15 protein-coding genes are annotated in these 21,103 nt (G+C 67.3%); 5 read left to right on the top strand and 10 right to left on the bottom strand.

Annotated elements, in window-relative coordinates; genetic code table 11:
• Positions 1 to 37: 37 nt before the first annotated feature.
• The gene (locus tag MTR62_RS03410; RefSeq protein ID WP_244016963.1) at positions 38 to 1,588 is read left to right on the top strand and encodes a Do family serine endopeptidase; all 1,551 of its coding nucleotides are present in this window, start codon (positions 38 to 40) and stop codon (positions 1,586 to 1,588) included.
• Positions 1,589 to 1,677: 89 nt separating this feature from the next.
• Here the strand turns inward: MTR62_RS03410 and MTR62_RS03405 are convergent, their stop codons facing one another.
• The 3 genes from MTR62_RS03405 to phhA form a co-directional block, all read right to left on the bottom strand.
• Positions 1,678 to 2,223, bottom strand: coding sequence for a VOC family protein (locus MTR62_RS03405; protein ID WP_244016961.1), 546 nt, complete (start codon positions 2,221 to 2,223; stop codon positions 1,678 to 1,680).
• 167 nt (positions 2,224 to 2,390) lie between these two features.
• Positions 2,391 to 3,485, bottom strand: a complete 1,095-nt coding sequence (hppD, locus tag MTR62_RS03400) for a 4-hydroxyphenylpyruvate dioxygenase (RefSeq protein WP_244016959.1) — start codon at positions 3,483 to 3,485, stop codon at positions 2,391 to 2,393.
• Positions 3,482 to 4,345 (bottom strand): phenylalanine 4-monooxygenase, encoded by an 864-nt coding sequence (gene phhA, locus MTR62_RS03395; protein WP_244016957.1) that lies wholly within the window; start codon positions 4,343 to 4,345, stop codon positions 3,482 to 3,484. Before phhA ends, hppD begins: the two co-directional genes overlap by 4 nt.
• A 106-nt stretch (positions 4,346 to 4,451) precedes the next feature.
• Between phhA and MTR62_RS03390 the strand changes: the two genes are divergently transcribed.
• Positions 4,452 to 4,913: an Lrp/AsnC family transcriptional regulator gene (locus MTR62_RS03390; RefSeq protein ID WP_244016954.1), complete on the top strand. Its 462-nt coding sequence runs from the start codon at positions 4,452 to 4,454 to the stop codon at positions 4,911 to 4,913.
• A gap of 310 nt (positions 4,914 to 5,223) precedes the next feature.
• Positions 5,224 to 6,321, top strand: coding sequence for an AbrB family transcriptional regulator (locus MTR62_RS03385; RefSeq protein WP_244016952.1), 1,098 nt, complete (start codon positions 5,224 to 5,226; stop codon positions 6,319 to 6,321).
• A 29-nt stretch (positions 6,322 to 6,350) separates the two neighbouring features.
• Here MTR62_RS03385 and MTR62_RS03380 read toward each other — a convergent pair whose 3' ends face one another.
• Positions 6,351 to 11,045, bottom strand: a complete 4,695-nt coding sequence (locus MTR62_RS03380; RefSeq protein WP_244016950.1) for an NAD-glutamate dehydrogenase domain-containing protein — start codon at positions 11,043 to 11,045, stop codon at positions 6,351 to 6,353.
• Between the two features lie 1,206 nt (positions 11,046 to 12,251).
• Here MTR62_RS03380 and fumC point away from each other — a divergent pair.
• A complete protein-coding gene (gene fumC, locus MTR62_RS03375; protein ID WP_244016948.1) occupies positions 12,252 to 13,634 on the top strand; it encodes a class II fumarate hydratase in 1,383 nt (460 codons plus the stop codon).
• Between the two features lie 6 nt (positions 13,635 to 13,640).
• On the opposite strand, the gene cueR is transcribed toward fumC, so the two are convergent.
• Positions 13,641 to 14,036, bottom strand: coding sequence for a Cu(I)-responsive transcriptional regulator (gene cueR / locus MTR62_RS03370; RefSeq protein ID WP_244016946.1), 396 nt, complete (start codon positions 14,034 to 14,036; stop codon positions 13,641 to 13,643).
• Positions 14,033 to 16,597, bottom strand: a complete 2,565-nt coding sequence (locus MTR62_RS03365) for a heavy metal translocating P-type ATPase (protein WP_244016944.1) — start codon at positions 16,595 to 16,597, stop codon at positions 14,033 to 14,035. Before MTR62_RS03365 ends, cueR begins: the two co-directional genes overlap by 4 nt.
• Positions 16,598 to 16,779: 182 nt before the next feature.
• Between MTR62_RS03365 and MTR62_RS03360 the strand changes: the two genes are divergently transcribed.
• On the top strand, positions 16,780 to 17,490 hold the full coding sequence (locus MTR62_RS03360) for an HAD family hydrolase (protein ID WP_244016942.1): 711 nt from the start codon (positions 16,780 to 16,782) through the stop codon (positions 17,488 to 17,490).
• A gap of 33 nt (positions 17,491 to 17,523) precedes the next feature.
• Here MTR62_RS03360 and MTR62_RS03355 read toward each other — a convergent pair whose 3' ends face one another.
• From MTR62_RS03355 to MTR62_RS03340, 4 genes are all read right to left on the bottom strand, one after another.
• Complete coding sequence (locus MTR62_RS03355) at positions 17,524 to 18,057, bottom strand: J domain-containing protein (RefSeq protein ID WP_244016940.1); 534 nt, start codon at positions 18,055 to 18,057, stop codon at positions 17,524 to 17,526.
• 217 nt (positions 18,058 to 18,274) lie between these two features.
• Positions 18,275 to 18,820, bottom strand: coding sequence for a peptidoglycan-associated lipoprotein Pal (gene pal / locus MTR62_RS03350; protein ID WP_244016938.1), 546 nt, complete (start codon positions 18,818 to 18,820; stop codon positions 18,275 to 18,277).
• Positions 18,821 to 18,977: 157 nt separating this feature from the next.
• Complete coding sequence (gene tolB, locus MTR62_RS03345) at positions 18,978 to 20,378, bottom strand: Tol-Pal system beta propeller repeat protein TolB (protein WP_244016936.1); 1,401 nt, start codon at positions 20,376 to 20,378, stop codon at positions 18,978 to 18,980.
• The coding region (locus tag MTR62_RS03340) for a hypothetical protein (RefSeq protein WP_244016934.1) at positions 20,375 to 21,103 on the bottom strand (729 nt) is incomplete at its 5' end. The genes MTR62_RS03340 and tolB, both read right to left, overlap by 4 nt.

Raw genomic sequence — 21,103 nt, 5'->3', positions numbered from 1 at the left:
CAGGGGGTCGGAAGGGCGGTTCCGTGTAACCGTCGCAATGGAGGAATCAAAGGACGTGAAGCCCGTGCGATACGCTTATGGATTGACCACCGCGCTCCTTGTCGGAGGCGCTACCCTTTCGCTGGTGACCGGCTACCCCGCCGGGGCCCAGGTCGCCCAGAACGAAGCCAGCCAGATGGCCACCGTGGTCCCCAAGGCCGGCGCGCCGGCCAGCTTTGCCGATCTGACCGCGCAGCTGGCCCCCGCCGTCGTCAACATCTCGACCCGCCAGCGCCTCCAGGTCCAGCAGAACAACCCCTTCGCCGGCACCCCCTTCGAGGGCATGTTCGGCGGCGGCCGCGGCGCCACCCCGCAGACCCGCGAGGCGCAGTCGCTCGGCTCGGGCTTCGTGATCTCGGCCGACGGCTACATCGTGACCAACAACCACGTCATCACCGCCGACGGCAAGGGTGAGGTGGAATCGATCACGGTGACCACCACCGATGGGACCGAATACCCCGCCAAGCTGATCGGCAAGGACGCCGCCTCGGACCTCGCGGTGCTCAAGATCGAGGGCAAGAAGCCCTTCCCCTTCGTCAAGTTCGGGGACAGCACCAAGGCGCGCGTGGGTGACTGGATCATCGCCATCGGCAATCCGTTCGGCCTCAGCGGCACGGTGACCCAGGGCATCATCTCGGCGGTCTACCGCAACACCGGCGGCGGCGCCTACGACCGCTACCTGCAGACCGACGCGGCGATCAACAAGGGCAACTCGGGCGGCCCGATGTTCGACATGCACGGCAACGTCATCGGCATCAACAACGCCATCTTCTCGCCCACCGGCGGCAGCGTGGGCATCGGCTTTGCCATTCCCGCCGAGACTGCGGCCCCGATCGTCCAGAAGCTCATTAAGGGCGAAGCGATCGAACGCGGTTACCTGGGTGTGCGCATCCAGCCGCTCAACGACGACCTCGCCGATGCGCTGGGCGTCGAAAAGAACAAGGGCGAGTTCATCCAGTCGGTCGAACCCGACGGTGCGGCCGCCAAGGCCGGCATCAAGGGCGGCGACGTGATCCTCTCGGTCGGTGGCAAGGAAGTCACGCGCGACCAGACGCTCTCGTTCCTGGTCGCCAACACGGCTCCGGGCAGCCGCATCCCGATCGAACTGCTGCGCGACGGCCGCAAGATGACGGTCAGCGCCACGGTCGACAAGCGCCCGAGCGAAGCCGAACTCGACAAGGCGTTCGACCCCGACGACGATTCCGACAGCAGCCCGTTCGACAAGAACGACGAACAGCAGCAGGGCGTGGTCGAGAAATCGCTGGGCCTCTCGGTGATCGATCTCACCCCGCAGATCGCGCGCCAGCTGGGCATCACCGACCCCAGCAAGGGCGTGGTCATCAGCGGTGTCGACGATTCCTCGGACGCCGCCGCCAAGGGCCTCAAGCGCGGTATGCTGCTGCTCATGGCCGACGGTAAGGAAGTCAACACCAAGGCCGATCTCGCCAAGGCGGTGAGCGCGGCCAAGGCTTCGGGCCGCGCCGTCATGCTGCTGCGCGTCCAGCCGCGCGGCACGTCGCCGCTGTTCATCCCCGTGCGACTCAACTGAGCCTGCGCACGGCCCCGATCGAAAAGGCCCGCCGGAGCGATCCGGCGGGCCTTTTTCGTTGGTGACGACAAACACAGAAGCGATGGCTGTCACTTCACCTCGTGCAGCCAGGCGGCGTGGCGCGGCGCGCGGCGGGTGCGGGACCATTCCTCGAGCATGGCATCGGCGACATCGTGCAGGGCACGCATCTGCTGCGCGGTCCCGAAGGCCCAGGCCAGTTCCAGCCGGTGGCCGTTGGGATCGAAGAAGTAGATCGACTTGAAGATACCATGGTGGACCGGCCCCAGCACCTCGACCTCACGCGCCTCGAGCCGCGCCTTGGCGGCCAGGAGGTCGGCTTCGCTCGCGACCTTGAAGGCGATGTGCTGGACCCAGGCCGGTGTTGCCTCGTCGCGGCCCATCTCGGGCGAATGGGGCAACTCGAAAAACGCGATCACGTTGCCGCCCCCGCAATCGAGGAACACGTGCATGTAGGGATCGGGCGCCCCGGTCGACGGCACGCGGTCCTCCGCGATCGCGAGCTGGAAGTCCATACCCAGCGCCTCACGGTAGAAGTTCACCGTCTCGCGCGCATCGCGGCAGCGGTAGGCGACATGGTGAATGCCACCCAGTCTGGGAATTGTCGTTGCGACCATGGAACCTCTCCTCGTCTGGCGGGTTGCGCTCATGTGTGTATCTGTGAGGGGGGGCCTGCCGACGCCGATTGCGGAACGATTGGGGCGTCCGGCAGGCCCGCGAAGTTCGAGCGTCGTTTTCGACCGTCACCGCTTCGCCTCACACAGTATTATTACGTATATGGCTGTCATTCCGTGACGGAAAGCACACCCCGACGCAATTGATCGCGTTCAATCGATTGAAAAAGCGCCTTGAAATTGCCTTCTCCAAATCCATCGTCGCCCTGACGCTCGATGAATTCGAAAAAGACCGGACCAAGTTGCGGCTCGGCGAAGATCTGCAGCAATAACCGGGGCCTATCGCCCGTAGTCGTCCCGTCGAGCAGGATGCCGCGCGCCTCAAGCGCCCCGGTCGGCTGCCCGTGCCCCGGCAGGCGCGCTTCGAGCATCTCGTAGTAGGTTTCGGGCGGGGCGGTCATGAACGGCACGCCGAGCGCCTTGAGGTGGTCCCAGGCCGTCATCAGATCGTCGGTGACGAGCGCGATGTGCTGGATACCCTCGCCGTTGAAGGCGCGCAGGAATTCCTCGATCTGGCCCTTGCCCCCCTCGCCTTCCTCGTTGAGCGGAATGCGGATGCGCCCGTCGGGTGCGGTCAGCGCCTGGCTGGTCAGCCCGGTGTATTCGCCCTTGATGTCGAAGTAACGGATCTCGCGGAAGTTGAAGAGCTTCTCGTAATAGTTCGCCCAGTAGGCCATGCGCCCGCGATAGACGTTGTGGGTCAGATGATCGATCGCGTGGAAGCCGGCTCCCGCCGGATGCCGCTCCACCCCCGGCAGATAGTCGAAATCGATGTCATAGATCGACAGCGCGCCGGGATTTTCCGCGCTTTCATAGCGGTCGATCAGATAGATGATCGAATTGCCGATCCCCCGGATACCGGGCAGGTGCAGTTCCATCGGCCCGGTCTCGACCTGGACCGGCTCGGCCGACCGGGCGAGCAGTTCGGCGTAGGCCTTGCGCGCATCGCGCACGCGAAACCCCATGCCGCACGCCGAGGGGCCGTGCTCGCGCGCGAAGAACCAGGCCGGGCTGCGCGGTTCGTAATTGGTGATGAAGTTGATCCCGCCCTGGCGCCAGAGCGCCACGTCCTTGGAGCGGTGCTGCGCCACATGGGTAAAGCCCATGGCCACGAACACCGGTTCGAGCACGCCCTTTTCGGGCGCCGAAAACTCCACGAACTCAAACCCGTCGAGGCCGATGGGATTGTCGAAAAGGTCGCTCATGCCGCTTCTCCTTGCAGGCTTATGCTGGTTTCGCCGGGCAGGCGCTCGCCCGCTGCGATCGGCGCCGTGGCGCGCCACATGTCGTAAAGCGGACCGAAATCGAGCCCGACGAGCCCGTCGATCAGCTCGGGCAGGCTTTCGAGCACGAAATAGCCGTCCTGAAAGCGGTCGATGCGGTAGGCGGTGCGCATGATCCGCAAGGGCTCGAACGGCAGGCGCAGCACGCCGCGATCGGTCGCGGCGTAGCGTGTCTCACCCGCCGACGAGAGTATCCCCGCGCCAAAGACCTTGATCGCGCCCTTCTCGCGCACCAGCCCGAATTCGATCGTGTACCAGTAGAGCCGCGCCAGCATCTCGAGCCCGTCGTGCGCCATCGCCCTGGCCCCTGCCTCGCCGTAAAGCTGGAGGAAATCGGCCACGGCGGGATCGAGCAGCATCGGCACGTGGCCGAAGAAATCGTGGAACACGTCGGGCTCGACGAGATAGTCCAGCTCGTGTTCCTCGCGCAGCCAGCACGTCACCGGGAAACGGCGATGCGCCAGATGGTCGAAGAAGACCGCGTCGGGAATGAAACCGGGCACCGCCACCAGCCGCCAGCCGGTCGCCGCGCCGAGCAGCGCATTGGCCTCCTCCAGCCTGGGGACACCCTGCGCGCAGTCAAGCCGGGCCAGCCCTTCGCAAAAGGCCGCGCAGGCGTGTTCGCGCACCAGAGCCGACTGGCGGGCGTAGAGCCGGCGCCAGCGCGCGTGCATCTCCTCGGTGTAGTCCCCCCAGGCCTGCGCCACGGTGTAATCGGGCCCGGCCAGGGCATACTCTCCGCGAAGGCCGCTTCTCGTCGTGGACGTGTGCGGTTTCTCCATCGCGCGAGTGTAGCACGAGGCGCCTGGCTGATCCGTGCGCAATCCGCTCCAAAAAGAGGCCAGAAGGGTGTATTCGACCAACAACAGCCATCTGGTTAGGTGATCAATGCCCATCGACGCTTTCGACCGCAAGATCCTCGCCACGCTTCAGGACGACGCGCGCATGCCCGTGGCGCAAGTCGCCGAACGCACCGCGCTCTCCGCAACCCCGGTCAGCCGCCGGATCCGCAAGCTCGAGGAAGATGGCGTGATCCTGGGCTACCAGCCCGTGCTCGATCCGCGACGGCTCGGCCTCGAACTGAGCGCCTACGTGCTCATCAACCTGGAAGCCCACCGCGACGGGAATATCGAGCGCTTCGAGAGCGCCATTCTCGACAACGACTACGTCATCGCCTGCCACGCGGTGACCGGCGACATGGACTATCTCGTCCACGTGGTGGCGCGCGATGTCGAGCATCTTTCGCAGATCACGCTCAAGTCGCTGCTGCGCATTCCCGGCGTGCGCGACGTGAAGTCGATCATCGTGCTCGAAACGGTCAAGCCGCCGCGCCGCCTTCCGCTGGGCTAGGAACCGACGCCTCGACCACGAACGCCAATACGCGGTTGCGGATGGCGTGGTTAGCCCACCCCGTCCGGCTAGGTCCCTTCGGTCCCAAGCCTTCCGGCCCTCCCGCCAGCGGGAGGGCGACGCGTCATGTCCCCCCTTCCCGCTGGCGGGAGGGGCAGCGAGACTTGCAGAGCCGGAGGCGATGCTAGTCGCAGCGGGGTGGGCGGCCCGCGTACCGTCCGCATCCCGGCCAGTTCCACAGCGCTTGCGAAGCCCATCGACGCGGCCTAGGGCCAGTGGTGTTCAAACCCTTCGTTCCAGCGGACCCTGTTTGCCCCCGATCCTCAAGCACGCACGCCCCTGGCTGGTCCTGATCGCCCTCTCGCTCGTCCTGGGCCTGGGCGGCGAGGCGCTGGGCGTCCCGGCCGCGCTGATGCTCGGCCCCATGTTCGCGGCGATCGCGATGGCGCTGCGCGGACGTTCGATGAACACCCCGCCCGCGCTCTTCGCGCTGGCGCAGGCGCTCGTCGGCAGCCTCATCGCTTCTTCGATGGGCCCGCCGGTGCTCGCGCGTTTCCTCACCGACTGGCCGCTGTTCGTGGGCAGCGCGCTGGCCACGCTCGCGGTCGCCTTCGGCACCGGCATGCTGCTCGCCGCGCTGCGCATCCTGCCCGGAGCCGTCGCGATCTGGGGCTCTGCGCCCGGCCTCGCCACCGCGATGGTGCTCATGGCGCGCGACAGCGGCGAGGATTTCCGCATGGTCGCCTTCATGACCTACGTCCGCGTCATCATGGTCGCGCTGGGAGCCTCGGGTCTCGCGATGATCCTTGGCGACGAGACGGGCGGCCATGCGGTCGCCAGCGCCGCCCTGCCCTGGTTGTGGCCGGTCGATCCCGTGGCGCTTGGCGCAACGCTCGCCACGGCGGCAGCGGGGCTGCTGCTGGGCCGCCTCGTGCGCCTGCCCGCACCCGACATTCTGGGACCGCTGGTGCTCGGTACGATCCTCAACGCGACCGGCGTGTTCACCGACTTCACCCTGCCGCGCGCGCTTGTCGCGCTGGCCTACCTGATCGTGGGCTGGGGCATCGGCGCGCGCTTCACCCGCGAAAGCGTTACGCGCGCCCGCGCCGCGCTGCCCGCCGTGCTGGTCGCGATCCTGGCCATGATGGCCAGTTGCTTCGCGCTCGGACTTATCGTCGCGCGTATCGCCGGGGTGAGCATCGCCACCGCCTACCTTGCGACGAGCCCTGGCGGCATGAACTCGATCGCCATCGTCGCAGCTTCCTCCCCTGTCGACGTGGGCTTCGTGATGACGCTCCAGACCACGCGCATGGCCGCGATCCTTTTGATCGGGCCCTGGCTTGCGCGCACCATCGCGCGCCGCTTCGTCCACCCCGACGCGTCGACGCCGGACCAGCCCGAAGGCTGATCCGGCGTCATCTGTCATCCTGATCGCGTTCAGCGGGTAAGCACGTTGCGCGCCTGAACCGCGATCTGCGCCATCATCGCGGGCGTGTGCGTACCGCTCTCCTCGGCCCGGCGCACCACGTTGCGAAGGCCGGTGATGGCGCCCGCGTTGTCCTTGCACCAGCGCGCGGTTGCCGCCTCCAGATCGGCCTTGCCCGCCTTGGTGCGGCCCAGCGCCTTGAGAAAGTCGAGCCGCATCTGCTGGAAATCGCGCGAAAGCCCCGCGACCAGCAGGCGCTCCCACGGATCGCTCGGCGTCATGATCGCCGCGCTCGCCTGCGCCCAGTCGAGCCCGAGCCCGGCGCCCAGCGAGACGAAAGCGTTGACCAGCCGGCGCGGCGCGATGCCCGCATCGGCGGCAAGATCGGCAAGGCCCACCGCGCCGTCGAGATCGAACAGGCGCGTCACCAGGCGCGCTTCTTCCTCAGGCGCGCCAAGCGCGCTCAGGTGCGCAAAGATCCGCGCCGACTGGCTCTGCCCGCGATCACCCAGCAGTTCGTAGACGTCGTTGGTGAGCAGCGCGATGCCCGGTTCGAGCCGCGCTTCAAGCTCGTGCGGCGCCACGCGACCCGCGCCCGCGCGCAAGAGGTCGGCCATGTGCGAACGCACCGCCATCGCCGCACCGTCGAACAGCGCCAGCCGCGCTTCCTCGCCCATCGGCGCGTTCTCCAGCCGGGCCCAGAGCCGCGGCAGATCGAACAGCCGCTCCGCGATCGAATAGGCCGCCGCGACCTGCCCCAGCGTCGCGCCTTCTTCCTCGGCGAGTTCGAAGGGGTGGACCAGCCCCATGCGGTTGACGATGCGGTTGGCAAGCTTGGTCGCGATGATCTCGCGCGCCAGCCGGTGCTCGGCGATAAAGGGCTTGAACCTGGCCTGCATCGGCCCCGGAAAGGCCGCTTCGAGCATCGGACGAAGGCCGCAATCCTCGGGCAGCGTGCTCTTCTCGATGGCGTCCTGCAGCACCAGCTTGCTCGACGAGAGCAGCACGGCCAGCTCGGGCCGCACCAGCCCGCGTCCGTCCTGCGCACGGCGCACCAGCGCCTCGTTCTCGGCGAGCCCCTCGGTTACGCGATCAAGATTGCCGCCCTCTTCCAGCATCTCGATCAGCCGGATGTGCGAGTGGATCGCATCCGCCCCGCCGCGCCCCGCGATCGACAGCGCCAGCGCCTGGAGCCGGTTGTCTTCGAGCACGAGCTGCGAGACTTCCTCGGTCATGTCGCGCAGCAGCTCGACACGCTTCTTCTCGGACAGCTTGCCCGCGCGCTTGGCCGCGGCGAGCGCGATCTTGATGTTGACCTCGTTGTCCGAACAGTCAACGCCCGCCGAATTGTCGATGAAGTCGGTGTTGATGCGCCCACCGCGCCCGCCGTCACCCTTGAGCGCGAACTCGATACGGCCGGCCTGGGTCACGCCCAGATTGGCGCCCTCGCCGATGACCCGCGCGCCCACTTCGTTGGCGCTCACGCGCAGCGCGTCGTTGGCGGGATCGCCCACGGTCGCGTTGTTCTCGCTCGAGGACTTCACATACGTCCCGATGCCGCCAAACCAGAGCAGGTCGACCTTGGCCCACAGAATCGCCGAAATCAGCGAATCGGGATCGATCTCGGAGACCTGGAAGCCCAGCGCATCGCGGATTTCCTGGCTCAGGGGAATCGACTTCATCGATCGCGGGAAGACCCCGCCGCCCTTCGAGATCAACGACTTGTCGTAATCGTCCCAGCTCGAATGCGGCAGGTCGAAGAGGCGCTTGCGCTCCGCCCAGCTGGCTGCTGCGTCGGGATCGGGATCGATGAAGATGTGGCGGTGATCGAACGCGGCGACCAGACGGATCGCCTTGGACAGCAACATGCCGTTACCGAACACATCCCCCGACATGTCGCCGCAGCCCACCACGCGCACCGGGTCGGTCTGCACGTCGATCCCCATTTCGAGGAAGTGGCGCTGGACCGACACCCAGGCACCACGCGCGGTGATGCCCATCACCTTATGGTCGTAGCCGTTCGAGCCGCCGCTCGCAAAAGCGTCGTCGAGCCAGAAATCGCGCGACTGCGCGATGCCGTTGGCGATGTCCGAGAACTTGGCCGTGCCCTTATCGGCGGCGACCACGAAATAGGGGTCTTCGCCGTCGCGGATGACGATGTCCTCGGGATGGATCACCGCCCCATCGTGGATGTTGTCGGTGATCGAGAGGAGCGTGGCGATGAAGATCTCGTAGCTCGCCTGCCCCTCGGCCGCCCATCCGGCGCGGTCGCGCGCGGGATCGGGAAGCTGCTTGGGATAGAACCCGCCCTTCGCGCCGGTCGGCACGATGACCGCGTTCTTGACGCGCTGCGCCTTCATCAGCCCCAGGATTTCGGTGCGGAAGTCATCACGCCGGTCCGACCAGCGCAGCCCTCCGCGCGCGACTGGCCCGGCGCGCAGGTGAATACCCTCGACCCGACGCGAATAGACGAAGATTTCGCGCCAGGGCAGCGGCTTGGGCAGACCCGGCACCATCGCGGAATCAAACTTGAAGGCGAGCGCGAGCTGGCCCGGCGCGGCAAAGGCGTTGGTGCGCAGCATCGCCAGCACGAGATCGCGATAGGCGCGCAGCAGGCGATCATCGTTGATCGCGCCCACGCCCGCAAGGCCCTCACGGATCGCCTCCTCGGCCATGTCCTGCGCCGCCTTGCGATCGCCCTTGAAATCGGGCTGGTGCAGCGCGCGAAACAGGTCGACGATGCCCAGTGTCACCGCCGGGGCCCCTTCGAGCGCCTCGACCACGGTGGCGATGCCGAAGTGCATGCCGCCCTGGCGCAAGTAGCGATACCAGGCGCGCAGCCAGTTGCCCTCGCGCTTGGAAAGACCAAGGCTCGGCACCAGGCGGTTGAAGGCGTCGTTCTCGCCATGCCCGTTGAGCACCGCGCAGAGCGCATCCTCGATCATCGGGGCAAGCCCGAGCACGCTTTCGGCGCTGCGCCCGACGGGCAGTTCGAGCGTGAAATCGTGGATCGTGCCGATGCGCCCCTGATCGAGCGGCGTGGGCACTTCGGCCAGCACGCGGAACCCGAAATTCTCGAGCGCGGGCACCGCGTCGGACAGCGGCAACTGCCCCCCGGCCTGGTAGATCTTGAGGCGAAGGCTGCCGGGCACATCCTGTTCGTGCGCGTAGAGGCGCGCATCGCGTGAGCCGAGCGGGGCCTTGCCCTCACCCGATTCGCCGACCACGATCTTGCGCATGTGCGCGATGTCGATTGCCGCTTCGGCCGGACCGTATTCGCTGCGGTAACCGAGTGGAAAGGCCTCGGCATAGCGCAGCGCGATCGCTTCGGCGCGGGCAGGTTCGAACTGCTGGGCGAGCGCGGCGCCCACCGCCTCGCTCCAGCCGCGCAGCATGACCTGCAGGCGGTGATCGAGATCGGCCTCGTCGGGCTCGCTCGCGCCCTCGCGAATGTCGAAGGTGTAGCGCAGCATGGCGAGGTTGCCCGATTCGACCTGGAGGCTCCAGTCGAGCGCGGGCGCGCTGGTGGCATCCTCGACCAGCGCCTGGATGCGCTGGCGCATCTGGGTGGAGACCATGTCGCGCGGCAGCCAGATGAAGGCGAAGAGATGCCGCACCAGCGGTGCAGTCGCCAGCAGCAGGCGCGGACGCGGACGATCGACCAGCCCGGTCATGGTGCCGGCCAGCCGCTCCACGTCGGCCGCCGCCAGACCCAGCACGAGGTCATGAGGCAGACTGGTCAGCGCATGGGCCAGCGCCTTGCCGGTATGTCCGCGCGGATCGCAGCCCAGCTTGGTGGCGAGACTCGCCAGCATCCCGCGCAGGCGCGGCACGCGGTCGGGCGGATAGGCCAGAGCCTCGCTCGTCCAGGTCCCGGCGTGGACCGAAATCGCCGCGACCTTGCCCTGCTTGATGACCGGCACCAGGAACAGGTCGAGCGGCACGCGGCGGTGGACCGTGGCGATGCGGTTGGCCTTGATCGCCATCGGCGCGACGACCTTGCCCGTGGCGAGCTGCCCGTCGAAGATTTCGAACGCGCGCGCAAAGCTGGCATCGGACAGCAGCGTCTTGATCCCGCGGCGGCAGATGCCCAGCTTCTGGCTGTGGCCGCCGTCACGTCCGCGCGTGACGTGGCCAAGCACGGTGAGCATGCCTTGCGCGAACCACTTGAGCAGCGCGGCCCCTTCCACGTCCTCGACGATGGCGGCATCGGCGGCCAGCGCCTTGGTCATGCGCGGCCAGTCGGCGACGGCGCTGCGCACGTCGGCGAGCGTCCCCTCGAGCGTTGCCTGCAGTTCGCGGCGCTGGCGAGCGTCGATCCGCGCCATCTCGATATAGATGAAGGACTCGCGTCCCTTGACGTCCTGCCCGTCGGCCGAAATCCGCACGATGCGCCCGTCCGCATCGCGCTCGACACCGACGATCGGGTGAACCAGCCGGTCGATCACCAGCCCCAGCGAGGCGAGCGCCGCGGCCGTCGAATCGACAAGAAAGGGCATGTCGTCGTTGACCAGCGCCACGCGCACCAGGCGGCGTTCCTCGCTGGTCGAGGCGATCTCGACGACTGACTGGCCCGCCGCGCGCGACGCACCGGCGGCGACCAGGAACTGGGCGGCATCTTCGATCCAGGGCTGGTCGGGCGCGCCGTCACCGGGCAGCAGGCCCGAGCGGATGGCATCGGCCAGCGCACTCTCGCAGCCGCTCATGGCCGCGTTCGTCCCGTTGCGGGCCTTCGCTGGCGGAGCCGTGACGCGTTTCTCGGATGGCTTGGAAGGCTTCGTCCTGGAAGGCTTCTTGGCAACGGACGTCTTCTCACCTGCACTCATCATCATCTCCGCCTACTGGCTTCGTGTTATTTCGCCGGATGCCGCCGCCGATCAAGGTCGGGGGTCGCCGTGCGCACGAATGCCGCGAGCCCATCGTGCGACGGGATCGTTTCAACTCGGCTTCGGCGAACCACGGGCATTTACGCTTCCATTCAACAGCTAGCCATACACTAGCCGGGGTAGCTGCTGCCCGGCCGGCTTCCAACCCCGCACAAACGCCTTTGCGCCCTTTGCAAGATATGGACCTCATCTTGTAACTTTATAACTGCAACAAGCAATGATTCGTAGAGAGCCCTTCGAACGCGGTCCCGCCCTGCCGATGCGAACGTGAAACGCGCATCACGGACCCTTCGCTCCCGGCGATCGGATCGCGGTCGAAACGCAGGACCAAAGAAATACCGCAAAAGTATAATCAAAAGATCGAGCCCCGGCTCGACCGAAGCGATACTTCCGCCATAACCACCGACCAGCAAGTAATCCCAGCCCACCAACTACCCACAGATAGAATACTTGACGATCGTCCTTGAATCAAAAAAGAAGATATCCACAAAGCAATACATCCATCTGATATATCGACTTTTTGTGAGATTTCAGGGCACCGCAGCCAGCGAATCACCCGATCGCCGCGCGTGCGATTCGGCCCCTGTTTGGTCGTCCTGCGAATTTTTTCCCGCATGGATTTCGCTGTTCGAGCGCGGAAACAGAGTCCTGGATCGCTCCGTCCCTCCGTAAAAACGCTTAAAGTAGCCCCCTCAATACACATTAGAGGCCATTTTTGTTCGCCATACGAATTTTTTGCACCGCAGCACTGGCTAGGCTCGATCACCGGCCGTAAGGACTCGCTCGAGTTTCTGAAATTCCCTCAGACTCTGACGACCTTATCCCCCGTCGCTCGACAGCGGCGGGGGATTTTTTTGGTATTATCGCCTTTGCACCGCGCGCGCGCTTCCCGCCCGCGAATTCACCTCGGCGCACCCTGTAAAACCCTGCGGCCGCGCCCTACCTTTTTGGCACGGGACATCGTTCCCACAGTCACGAGAGCCCCAGAGTCACAAGAGCCAGAGTCATAAGAGAGGGTCAGCACGCATGGATACCCGGATCGAAAGCGACAGCATCGGCGCGATCGCGGTCCCCGCAACCGCCTACTGGGGCGCCCAAACCCAGCGCAGCCACGCCAATTTCCCCTTTGGCGACAGCGAACGCATGCCGATCGCCCTCGTCCACGCCATGGCGCTGGTCAAACAGGCCGCGGCACGGGTCAACCGGCGCCACGGGCTCGATCCCGCGCTTGCCGATGCGATCGAACAGGCCGCGATCGAAGTCATCGAGGGCACGCTCGACGACCAGTTCCCTCTGGTCATCTGGCAGACCGGCAGCGGCACGCAGACCAACATGAACGTCAACGAAGTGATCGCGGGCCGCGCCAACGAGATCCTGACCGGCACACGCGGCGGCAAGAGCCCGGTCCACCCCAACGACCACGTCAACAAGAGCCAGTCCTCGAACGACAGCTTCCCGACCGCCATGCACGTCGCCGCCGCGCTCGCCGCAAGCCGGTCGCTGATCCCTGCGGTCGAGACGCTCGAAGCCGCCCTCCACGCCAAGGCGCAGGCCTGGGACCGCATCGTCAAGATCGGCCGCACGCATTTGCAGGATGCGACACCGGTGACGCTGGGGCAGGAATTCTCAGGCTACTACGCCCAGTTGCGCCTTGCCCGCACGCGCACCCTGCCACTGATCGAGCATGGCCTGTGCCGCCTCGCCATCGGCGGCACCGCGGTCGGCACCGGGCTCAACGCGCCCGAGGGGTTCGGTGATGACGTCGCCGCCGAACTCGCCGCGCTGACCGGCCTGCCCTTCGTTTCGGCCGCCAACAAGTTCGAAGCGCTGGCGACCCACGACACGCTGGTGGATTTTTCGGGCAAGCTCAACACGCTCGCCGTGGCGCTGACCAAGATCGCCAACGACATCCGCTGGCTCGGCTCGGGCCCGCGTTCGGGATTGGGGGAGCTCGAACTTCCGGCGAACGAGCCGGGCAGTTCGATCATGCCGGGCAAGGTCAACCCCACCCAGTGCGAGATGCTCACGATGGTCGCCGCGCAAGTGATCGGCAACCATCAGGCGATCACCGTTGGCGGGCTTCAGGGCGCGTTTGAACTCAACGTGTTCAAGCCGATGATCGCAGCGGCCGTCATGCGCTCGATCCACCTGCTGAGCGTGGGGATGGACAGCTTCGCGACCCGCTGTGTCGAGGGGATCACCCCCAACCGCGCGCGCATCGCCCAGCTCGTCGATAATTCGCTGATGCTGGTGACCGCGCTCGCGCCCGAGATCGGCTACGACAGCGCGGCGAAGATCGCCAAGCACGCGCACGAGACCGGCCAGACCCTGCGCGCCGCCGCGCTCGAGCTGGGACTGGTCGACGCGGCGACGTTCGACCGGGTGGTCCGCCCCGAAACGATGGTCTGACGCGGCTCAGCGCTCCGGGTCGGCCAGTTCGCTCAGAATCGGGCAATCGGGCCGACCATCGCCGTGGCAACGGTCCGCCAGTTGATGGAGCGTCGTGCGCATCGCCTGTAGCTGCGCGATCTTGGCGTCGAGCGCGTCGATATGCGCCAGCGCCAGCGCCTTGACCTGCGCGCTCGCGCGCGCGCGATCTTCCCACAGGTCGAGCAGTTCGGCGATCTCGCCCACCGAAAAGCCCAGATCGCGCGCGTTGGCGATGAAGCGCAGGCGGTGCACGTCGCGCGCGTCGTAATCGCGGTAGCCGCTGTCACGCCGCGCCGGAGCGGGCACCAGCGCGATCTTTTCGTAATGGCGGATCATGCGCGGGGAAACCCCGCTCGCCTTAGAGGCCTCGCCGATGTTCACAGCGCGCTCCGGTTGAGCCGCAAGGCGTTCGAGATCACGCTGACCGAGGAGAGCGACATCGCCGCCGCCGCGAGGATCGGCGAGAGCAGCACCCCGAACACCGGGTAGAGCACGCCCGCCGCCACCGGCACGCCGACCGCGTTGTAGACGAAGGCGAAGAACAGGTTCTGGCGAATGTTGCGCAAGGTTGCCTGCCCCAGCCGGCGCGCCTGGACGATGCCGGTGAGATCCCCCTTGAGCAGGGTCACGCCCGCGCTTTCGATGGCTACGTCGGTGCCGGTGCCCATGGCGATGCCGACGTCCGCCGCAGCGAGCGCGGGAGCATCGTTGATACCGTCACCGGCCATCGCCACGATGCGCCCCTCGCCCTGAAGCCGGGCAACCACCGCGCTCTTGCGGTCGGGCAGGACGTCGGCCTCGACCTCCTCGATCCCGAGCGTGCGCGCCACCGCCTCAGCCGTGCGGCGGTTGTCGCCGGTCAGCATGACCAGATGCAACCCCTGCCGGCGCAGGGCCGCCAGCGCCTCGGGCGTGGTCTCCTTGATCGGATCGGCAATCGCGAAGAGCCCCGCCAGCGCGCCATCGATCGCCGCGAACAGCACCGTCGCGCCATCCGCCCGGCGAGCATCGGCCCGTTCGGCGAGCGCGCGGTCCCAGGCCCCTTCCTCCTCGAGAAAACGCTGATTGCCCAGCAGGACCGCCTTGCCCTCGACACGGGCCTTCACGCCCTTCCCGGTAGGTGCCGCGAAATCGTCGGCAGAGGCGAGGTCAAGCCCGCGCTCACGCGCCTCGGCGACGATCGCGGCGGCGAGCGGATGCTCGGACGATTGCTCGACCGACGCGGCGAGACGCAGCAGATCGGCTTCGCTCCAGCCGCCCACCGTCTCAAGCGCCACCACGCGCGGCTTGCCCTGCGTCAGCGTGCCGGTCTTGTCGAGCACCAGCGTATCGACCTTTTCGAGCCGTTCGAGGGCATCGGCGTTGCGGATCAGCACGCCGAGCCCCGCGCCGCGCCCGATGCCGACCATGATCGACATCGGCGTTGCCAGCCCCAGCGCGCAGGGGCAGGCGATGATCAGCACCGAGACCGCCGCGACCAGCGCGTGCGCGAGGCGCGGCTGCGGGCCCCACAGCATCCAGGCGGCAAAGGCCAGCACCGCAACGGCCAGGACCGTGGGCACGAACCACCCCGCGACCCGGTCGGCCAGCCCCTGGATCGGCGCGCGCGAGCGCTGCGCCTCGGCGACCATCTGGACGATCCGCGAAAGCATCGTATCGCGCCCGACCTTGCCCGCGGTGATGACCAGCGCGCCGCCCTGGTTGATCGTGCCCGCGATCACGCCATCGCCCGGCCCCTTGGCAACCGGCATAGCCTCGCCGGTGAGCATCGCCTCGTCGAGCGTCGAGCGCCCTTCAGCCACTTCCCCATCGACCGGGACCTTTTCGCCGGGGCGCAGGCGCAGGCGTTCACCGACCGCGATCTCCTCGATCGGCACTTCTTCTTCGCGGCCGTCCGGCGCGATGCGCCGGGCCGTGCGCGGCGCCAGTTCGAGCAGCGCGCGGATCGCGCCCGACGTGCGTTCGCGCGCGCGCAGTTCGAGCACCTGCCCCAGCAGGACCAGCACGACGATGACCGCGCTCGCCTCGAAATAGACCGGGACGAGGCCATCGCTCCCACGCAGCGCCGGCGGGAAGATCCCCGGCGCCAGCGCGACAACGAGACTGTAGCTCCAGGCCACTCCGGTACCGAGCGCGATCAGCGTGAACATGTTGAAGTGGCGCGATTTCACCGAAGCCCAGCCGCGCGCGAAGAACGGCGCACCGGCCCACAGCACGACCGGGCTCGCCAGCACCAGCTGGACCCAGATCGAGAGGCGCTGCGGCACCAGATGATGCAGCGCGGGAACGAGGTGCCCGCCCATCTCGAGCCCGAACACCGGCAGCGCAAGGGCCAGCGCGATCCAGAACCGGCGCGTCATGTCGACCAGCTCGGCGTTGGGCCCGCTGTCGAGGGAAACCGTCTCGGGTTCGAGCGCCATGCCGCAGATCGGGCACGGGCCCGGATGGTCCTGACGGATTTCAGGGTCCATCGGGCAGGTCCAGATCGTACCCTCGGGCACGTCTTCCTCGGCCACCGGCTGCGGATCGAGATAGCGTGCCGGGTCGGCCACGAACTTGGTGCGGCAGCCCGCGCTGCAAAAGTGGTAGGTGTGCCCGTCATGCTCGGCGCTGTGCCTGGCGCTCGCCGGATCGACGCGCATCCCGCAAACGGGATCGCGGTCCGGATCGGGCTCGCTCGATGCCTTCCGATAGCGGGCGGGATCGGCAAGGAACTTGGTGCGGCAGCCAGCGCAGCAGAAATAATAGGACTGGCCGTCATGCTCGGCGCTGTGCTTCGCGCTCGCCGGATCGACGCTCATGCCGCAGACCGGGTCGCTCGCGCGTGCAGGGGCCTTGTCCTCGCCATGAAGGCAGCACCCATGGTGCGCGTGCCCCGCGTCCGAGGCGGGGGGCGCTGCCGTTTCGGGCGTGGGTGAGGAATCGGAATTACACGGCGCCATCGGGCTCCTCCTTTGCATGACGCTACCCCAGATAGGGTTTGACATCATGTCAGAGTCAAGGCCCGGCCCGCGCAATTGTTCCAAGGAGAAGCCGCGCCTTCCCGTTGACAGCGCCCAAGGCCAGTTCCTAGGTGGGAACCCGTCGTGACCTCCCCCTCCCCAACCACGATCGGAACCAGCCAGTGACCAACGCGCCCGATGCGATCCTTCGCCCGCCCCCCTTCGCGCCCGCCCGCCCCGCAGCGGTGATTTTCGACATGGACGGAACGCTGATCGATACCGAAGCGCTCCACCGCCGCGCGCAGGCCGAAACCGCCCGCGAACTCGGCCATGATCTTCCCGCCGAAATCCACAACGGCTTCGTTGGCGTCCACCGCGAGGTCAACGACCTCACCTTGCGCCGCCTGTGGGGCGAGCACGCCGATCTCGACGCCTTCAACGCCAGGGCCGACGCGCTGTTCGACACGCTGTGGCGCGCCGACATCCCGATCAAGCCGGGCGCCACGGCGCTGCTCACCGCGCTCAGCCAGGCGCGCGTGCCGCTGGGCCTGTGCACCTCGACCCGGCGCGAAAAGGCGCTCGAGAAGCTGGAACACGCCGGTTTCCTCGCGCTGTTCGATTCGATCGTCACCTTGAGCGACGTCGAGGACCCCAAGCCCCATCCCGAGCCCTACCTTGTCAGCGCGCGCAACCTTGGCGCCGATCCGGCGCGCTGCGTGGCGGTGGAGGATTCGCCCAATGGCCTCAAGGCGGCGGCCGCTGCGGGCATGACCGTGCTGCTCGTCCCCGACCTCGTCACCCCCGCGCCCGATGTCGCCACGCTGGCGCACGCGGTGCTGCCCGATCTCGACGTAGTACGCCGCTGGATGGATGCGGCGCTCGCGCCCGCCTGAGCGAGGCGAAATACGTGGCGCCTTTTTAAAGGCCTAGCCGTGCCATTCGCGCCGCTCCTCGGCCGCGCGGAGCACTTCGTAAGCCAGCTGATAGGTTTGGAAGGCCTTGGCGGCCTCCGCGTCGCCGGGGCGAACGTCGGGGTGGACTTCCTTGGCCTTGGCGCGCCAGGCCCGGCGCACGGCCTGGAAATCGGCGTCGGGATCAAGCCCCAGCGCCTCAAGCGCGCGCAGTTCGTCGCGGCTGCGCGTGCCATCGCCCGAGCCTGCCCAGCCGTAATGCGCCGATTCCTGGTAGCCGGAGGTTTCCGAGCGCTCTTCGGCCTCGCGCTGCTGCGCTTCTTCCTTGTCGAGCCCGGCGAAGTAATCCCAACCCGCGTTGTATTCGGCCGCGTGCTTCTGGCAGAAGTACCAGCGTTCCGGGCTGTTGGGGCTTTTCGGGGCGGGGCAATCGCCTCGCTCGGTGCACCCGTGGCGATCGCACAGGCGCACCTGCGCGGCCTCGCGCGAGCTGCCGTAGCCTCCCCAGCGCGGGAATCCCCAGTTGTCGGTGCGTCGTGCGCGGCTCATTCCCCAGCCGTTACGCTGTCCGCTTGCCTCGTTGCAAGCCTCTTGCGGCCAATTCGCCCAACCGCGCCGATGCCCGGCCCCCTTTGGCAAGCCCAAAGCCAGCGCCCGCCCGCGCCGCTCGCAAGCGAGGGCACGGACGGGCGAACTGGCGAATTTCCCGATCATTTCGCGAAAGAACAAAGCTCTCGCGTCAGGCGCCTAAGTAAGGCGACCCGTCTCAGTCGATCGTGACGGTCACCGCGCGGCGGTTCTGCGCCCAGGCCTGCTCGTTCGAACCGAGCGCGACCGGGCGTTCCTTGCCGTAGCTGATCGTCGTGATGCGGCCCGGCGCGACGCCCAGGCTCACCAGATAGTTCTTGGCCGAGTTGGCGCGGCGTTCGCCCAGCGCAAGGTTGTATTCGCGCGTACCGCGCTCGTCGGCATGGCCTTCGACGGTCACCTGCTTGTTGGGGTACATCATCAGCCACTGCGCCTGCTTGGCGAGCGCCTGCTGGTCCATCGCGTCGATGTCGTACTTGTCGGTGTCGAAGTAGATGGTGTCCGCGCCCATCATCTTGGCCGCGAAATCAGCCTGGCTGCCGGGCTGCGGGCCGAGCGGCTGGCCCGAGGGCGGCGTGGTGGTGGTGCGTGCGGGGCCCGGCTCGGGCGGAAGTTCCTGAGGCGCCTTCTTGTGCGAGCAGGCCGAAATGCTCAGCGCACCGGCCACGAGCAGGATGGTGGCTCCGCTCTTCAGGAAACGGGCGGTCGGAAGGGGGGAAGACATCGGGTAATCTCCTCTGGTGCTCAGCCGATAGTAATGGCCAGCGAAAAGCGTAGTTCCGTGCAATTGTTCACACTGTCAAGATGAATAGACCCTGTCACGCAAAGCCGCCGGCCAGCCTGCGCCGGCCGCCGCCTTGCGTGCGCTCTGCGGCGCCGTGTCAGGGTCGGATCGGCCCCCAGGCGGGGTCCGAGGCGCCCACCGGGGTGGGCAGCTTGCGTTCGTTGTGGCCGGTCAGGTCGACCTGCCAGATCGAGGCCAGGCCCGAGCCTTTCTCGGTGCGGAAGAACTGCACGATGCGCCCATTGGGCGACCAGGTCGGCGCTTCGTCCTGCCACGAGTTGGTGAGGTAACGCATTCCCTTGCCGTCGGGCGACATGACCGCGATGCGCAAGTTGCCCGCGATGTGGGTGAAGGCGATGAGATCGCCGCGCGGGCTCCATTCCGGCGTCGCCGAGCGGCCGCCGAAGAAGCTGATGCGGTGCTGGTTCGAACCATCCGCGTTCATCACGTAGACCTGCTGCGAGCCCGAACGGTCGCTCTCGAACACGATCTTGCTGCCATCGGGCGAGTAGCTGCCGCCGATGTTGATGCCCGGCCCATCGGTCAGGCGCTGCGGCGTGCCGCCCCCGGCCGAGGAAATGCGGTAGATGTCGGTGCGCCCGGCCTGCGACATCGAGAACAGCACCCACTTGCCGTCGGGCGACCAGCGCGGGGCCATCGTCGGGTTGGTGGTGCGGAAGATCAGCTTCTGCGAATTGCTCGCCAGGTCATAGGCATAAACGCTGGGCTGGCCGTTCAGATACGACAGGTAGAGGATCTTGGAATAGTCGGGCGAATAGCGCGGGGTCAGCGCCATGGCCTGTCCGCTGGTGAGGTAGCGGTGGTTGGCACCGTCCGAATCCATGATCGCCAGCCGCTTCATGCGGTGATCCTTGGGCCCCGTCTCGGCGATGTAGGCGATCTTGGAATCGAAGAACGGGCTTTCCCCCGAAAGGCGCGAGTAGACAAGGTCCGCGCACTTGTGCCCGGCGCGGCGCCAGTCGGCCGGATTGACCTTCCAGCCCGCCTTGGTCAGCTGCTGCTTGAGCGCAACGTCGTAGAGGTAGCAGCCCACCGTCAGCGTGCCGTCACCGTTGGCGTGGACATAGCCCTGCACCAGCATGTCGGTGCCGCCCGTCGCCCAGAGCGGGAAGTTGGGCGTGGTCACTTCGGCAAAGCGCGGGCGCGGCAGACCGTCGGGGCCCGAGGGCTTGAACAGGCCGTTGTCCTTCAGATCGTCGGCGACGACCCTTGAGATCGCGTTGCCCAGCTGCGCGGTCGATCCGGCGTTGGTTTGCGTGGGCACGTCGGCGTCGGTCGCGAACGTGGTGATCGCGATGCCCAGATCCTGCCAGGCGCCGTCGGCCGAGACCGAGCCGGTCAGCCCGCCATCCTGGCCATCGCCGGGCGCGGACGCCGCCTGCGGCTCGACGGGCGGCTGAACCTGCGCCTGCGCCATGACGGGGGCGCTCCCCAGCAGAGCAAGGGCGAGAAGTCGGGAAAGGGATCGGGCGGTCATTGCGAGAGCCTCAAGTCAAATTCGAAGGACGATACGTGCTTCCACGCGTTGTAGTATTCTGCGGGCAAAGTGAACGGGGCTGCAAGCTGAACCGCACGAATGGCCTGCTCGGCGTGCCGGGCGGCCTGCGCGCGGTTGGAATCGGTGATCCCGCGCTGGCGTACAACGCGCGGCTTGCCCGCCAGGCTCCCGTCCTTGTTGAGATCGAACGAGAGCACGGTCACCAGCTTGTCGACATCGACGCCCGAAGGCGGATTCCAGTGCGGCTTGAGCTGGCGGGTGATCGAGGCGGACAGCGCCGAGCGCGCGCTCGGCCCGATCTCGGCCGCGGGCGTACCCGAACCCTGAGCATCGGACGCCCCGCTCACCCCGTCGAGGAAGTTCGAGCCGATCCGGCTTCCGCCAGCCTTCCTGGGTTCGTCCTTGGCCTTGGACGGGCTTTTGGACGTCGATTTCGACGCGGACGGCTGCGAGACGATATCGTCGATCGCGCTTTCCTTGCGGCGGCTGGTGGTCTTCTTTTCGGGCGCCGGGCGCTTGGTCTCGCGCCGGGGCGTCTCCTTGGCCTTGGGCTCAGGCTTGGCGACCGGCTTGGGCGGCGCTTTGGGGGCGGGCTTGGGCGCGGGTTTGGGGGCCGGTTTGGGCGCAGGCTTGGGCTCGGGCCTTGGTGCGGGCTGCGGCTCGGGCTGCGGGGCAGGCTCGGGAGCCGGCGCGGGCGCGGTCTC

The sequence above is a fragment of the Novosphingobium organovorum genome (assembly GCF_022832435.1).
In the GTDB taxonomy this organism is placed as follows: Bacteria; Pseudomonadota; Alphaproteobacteria; order Sphingomonadales; family Sphingomonadaceae; genus Novosphingobium; species Novosphingobium organovorum.
This window is presented reverse-complemented; position numbering and strand designations above follow the sequence as displayed.

Coding starts and splice junctions, on each gene's coding strand:
- MTR62_RS03380 (WP_244016950.1), bottom strand. CDS start 11,045: ATGAGCGGCTGCGAGAGTGCGCTGGCCGATGCCATCCGCTCGGGCCTG.
- hppD (WP_244016959.1), bottom strand. CDS start 3,485: ATGAGCGACCTTTTCGACAATCCCATCGGCCTCGACGGGTTTGAGTTC.
- tolB (WP_244016936.1), bottom strand. CDS start 20,378: ATGACCGCCCGATCCCTTTCCCGACTTCTCGCCCTTGCTCTGCTGGGG.
- pal (WP_244016938.1), bottom strand. CDS start 18,820: ATGTCTTCCCCCCTTCCGACCGCCCGTTTCCTGAAGAGCGGAGCCACC.
- MTR62_RS03405 (WP_244016961.1), bottom strand. CDS start 2,223: ATGGTCGCAACGACAATTCCCAGACTGGGTGGCATTCACCATGTCGCC.
- MTR62_RS03355 (WP_244016940.1), bottom strand. CDS start 18,057: ATGAGCCGCGCACGACGCACCGACAACTGGGGATTCCCGCGCTGGGGA.
- MTR62_RS03365 (WP_244016944.1), bottom strand. CDS start 16,597: ATGGCGCCGTGTAATTCCGATTCCTCACCCACGCCCGAAACGGCAGCG.
- MTR62_RS03390 (WP_244016954.1), top strand. CDS start 4,452: ATGCCCATCGACGCTTTCGACCGCAAGATCCTCGCCACGCTTCAGGAC.
- MTR62_RS03410 (WP_244016963.1), top strand. CDS start 38: ATGGAGGAATCAAAGGACGTGAAGCCCGTGCGATACGCTTATGGATTG.
- fumC (WP_244016948.1), top strand. CDS start 12,252: ATGGATACCCGGATCGAAAGCGACAGCATCGGCGCGATCGCGGTCCCC.
- phhA (WP_244016957.1), bottom strand. CDS start 4,345: ATGGAGAAACCGCACACGTCCACGACGAGAAGCGGCCTTCGCGGAGAG.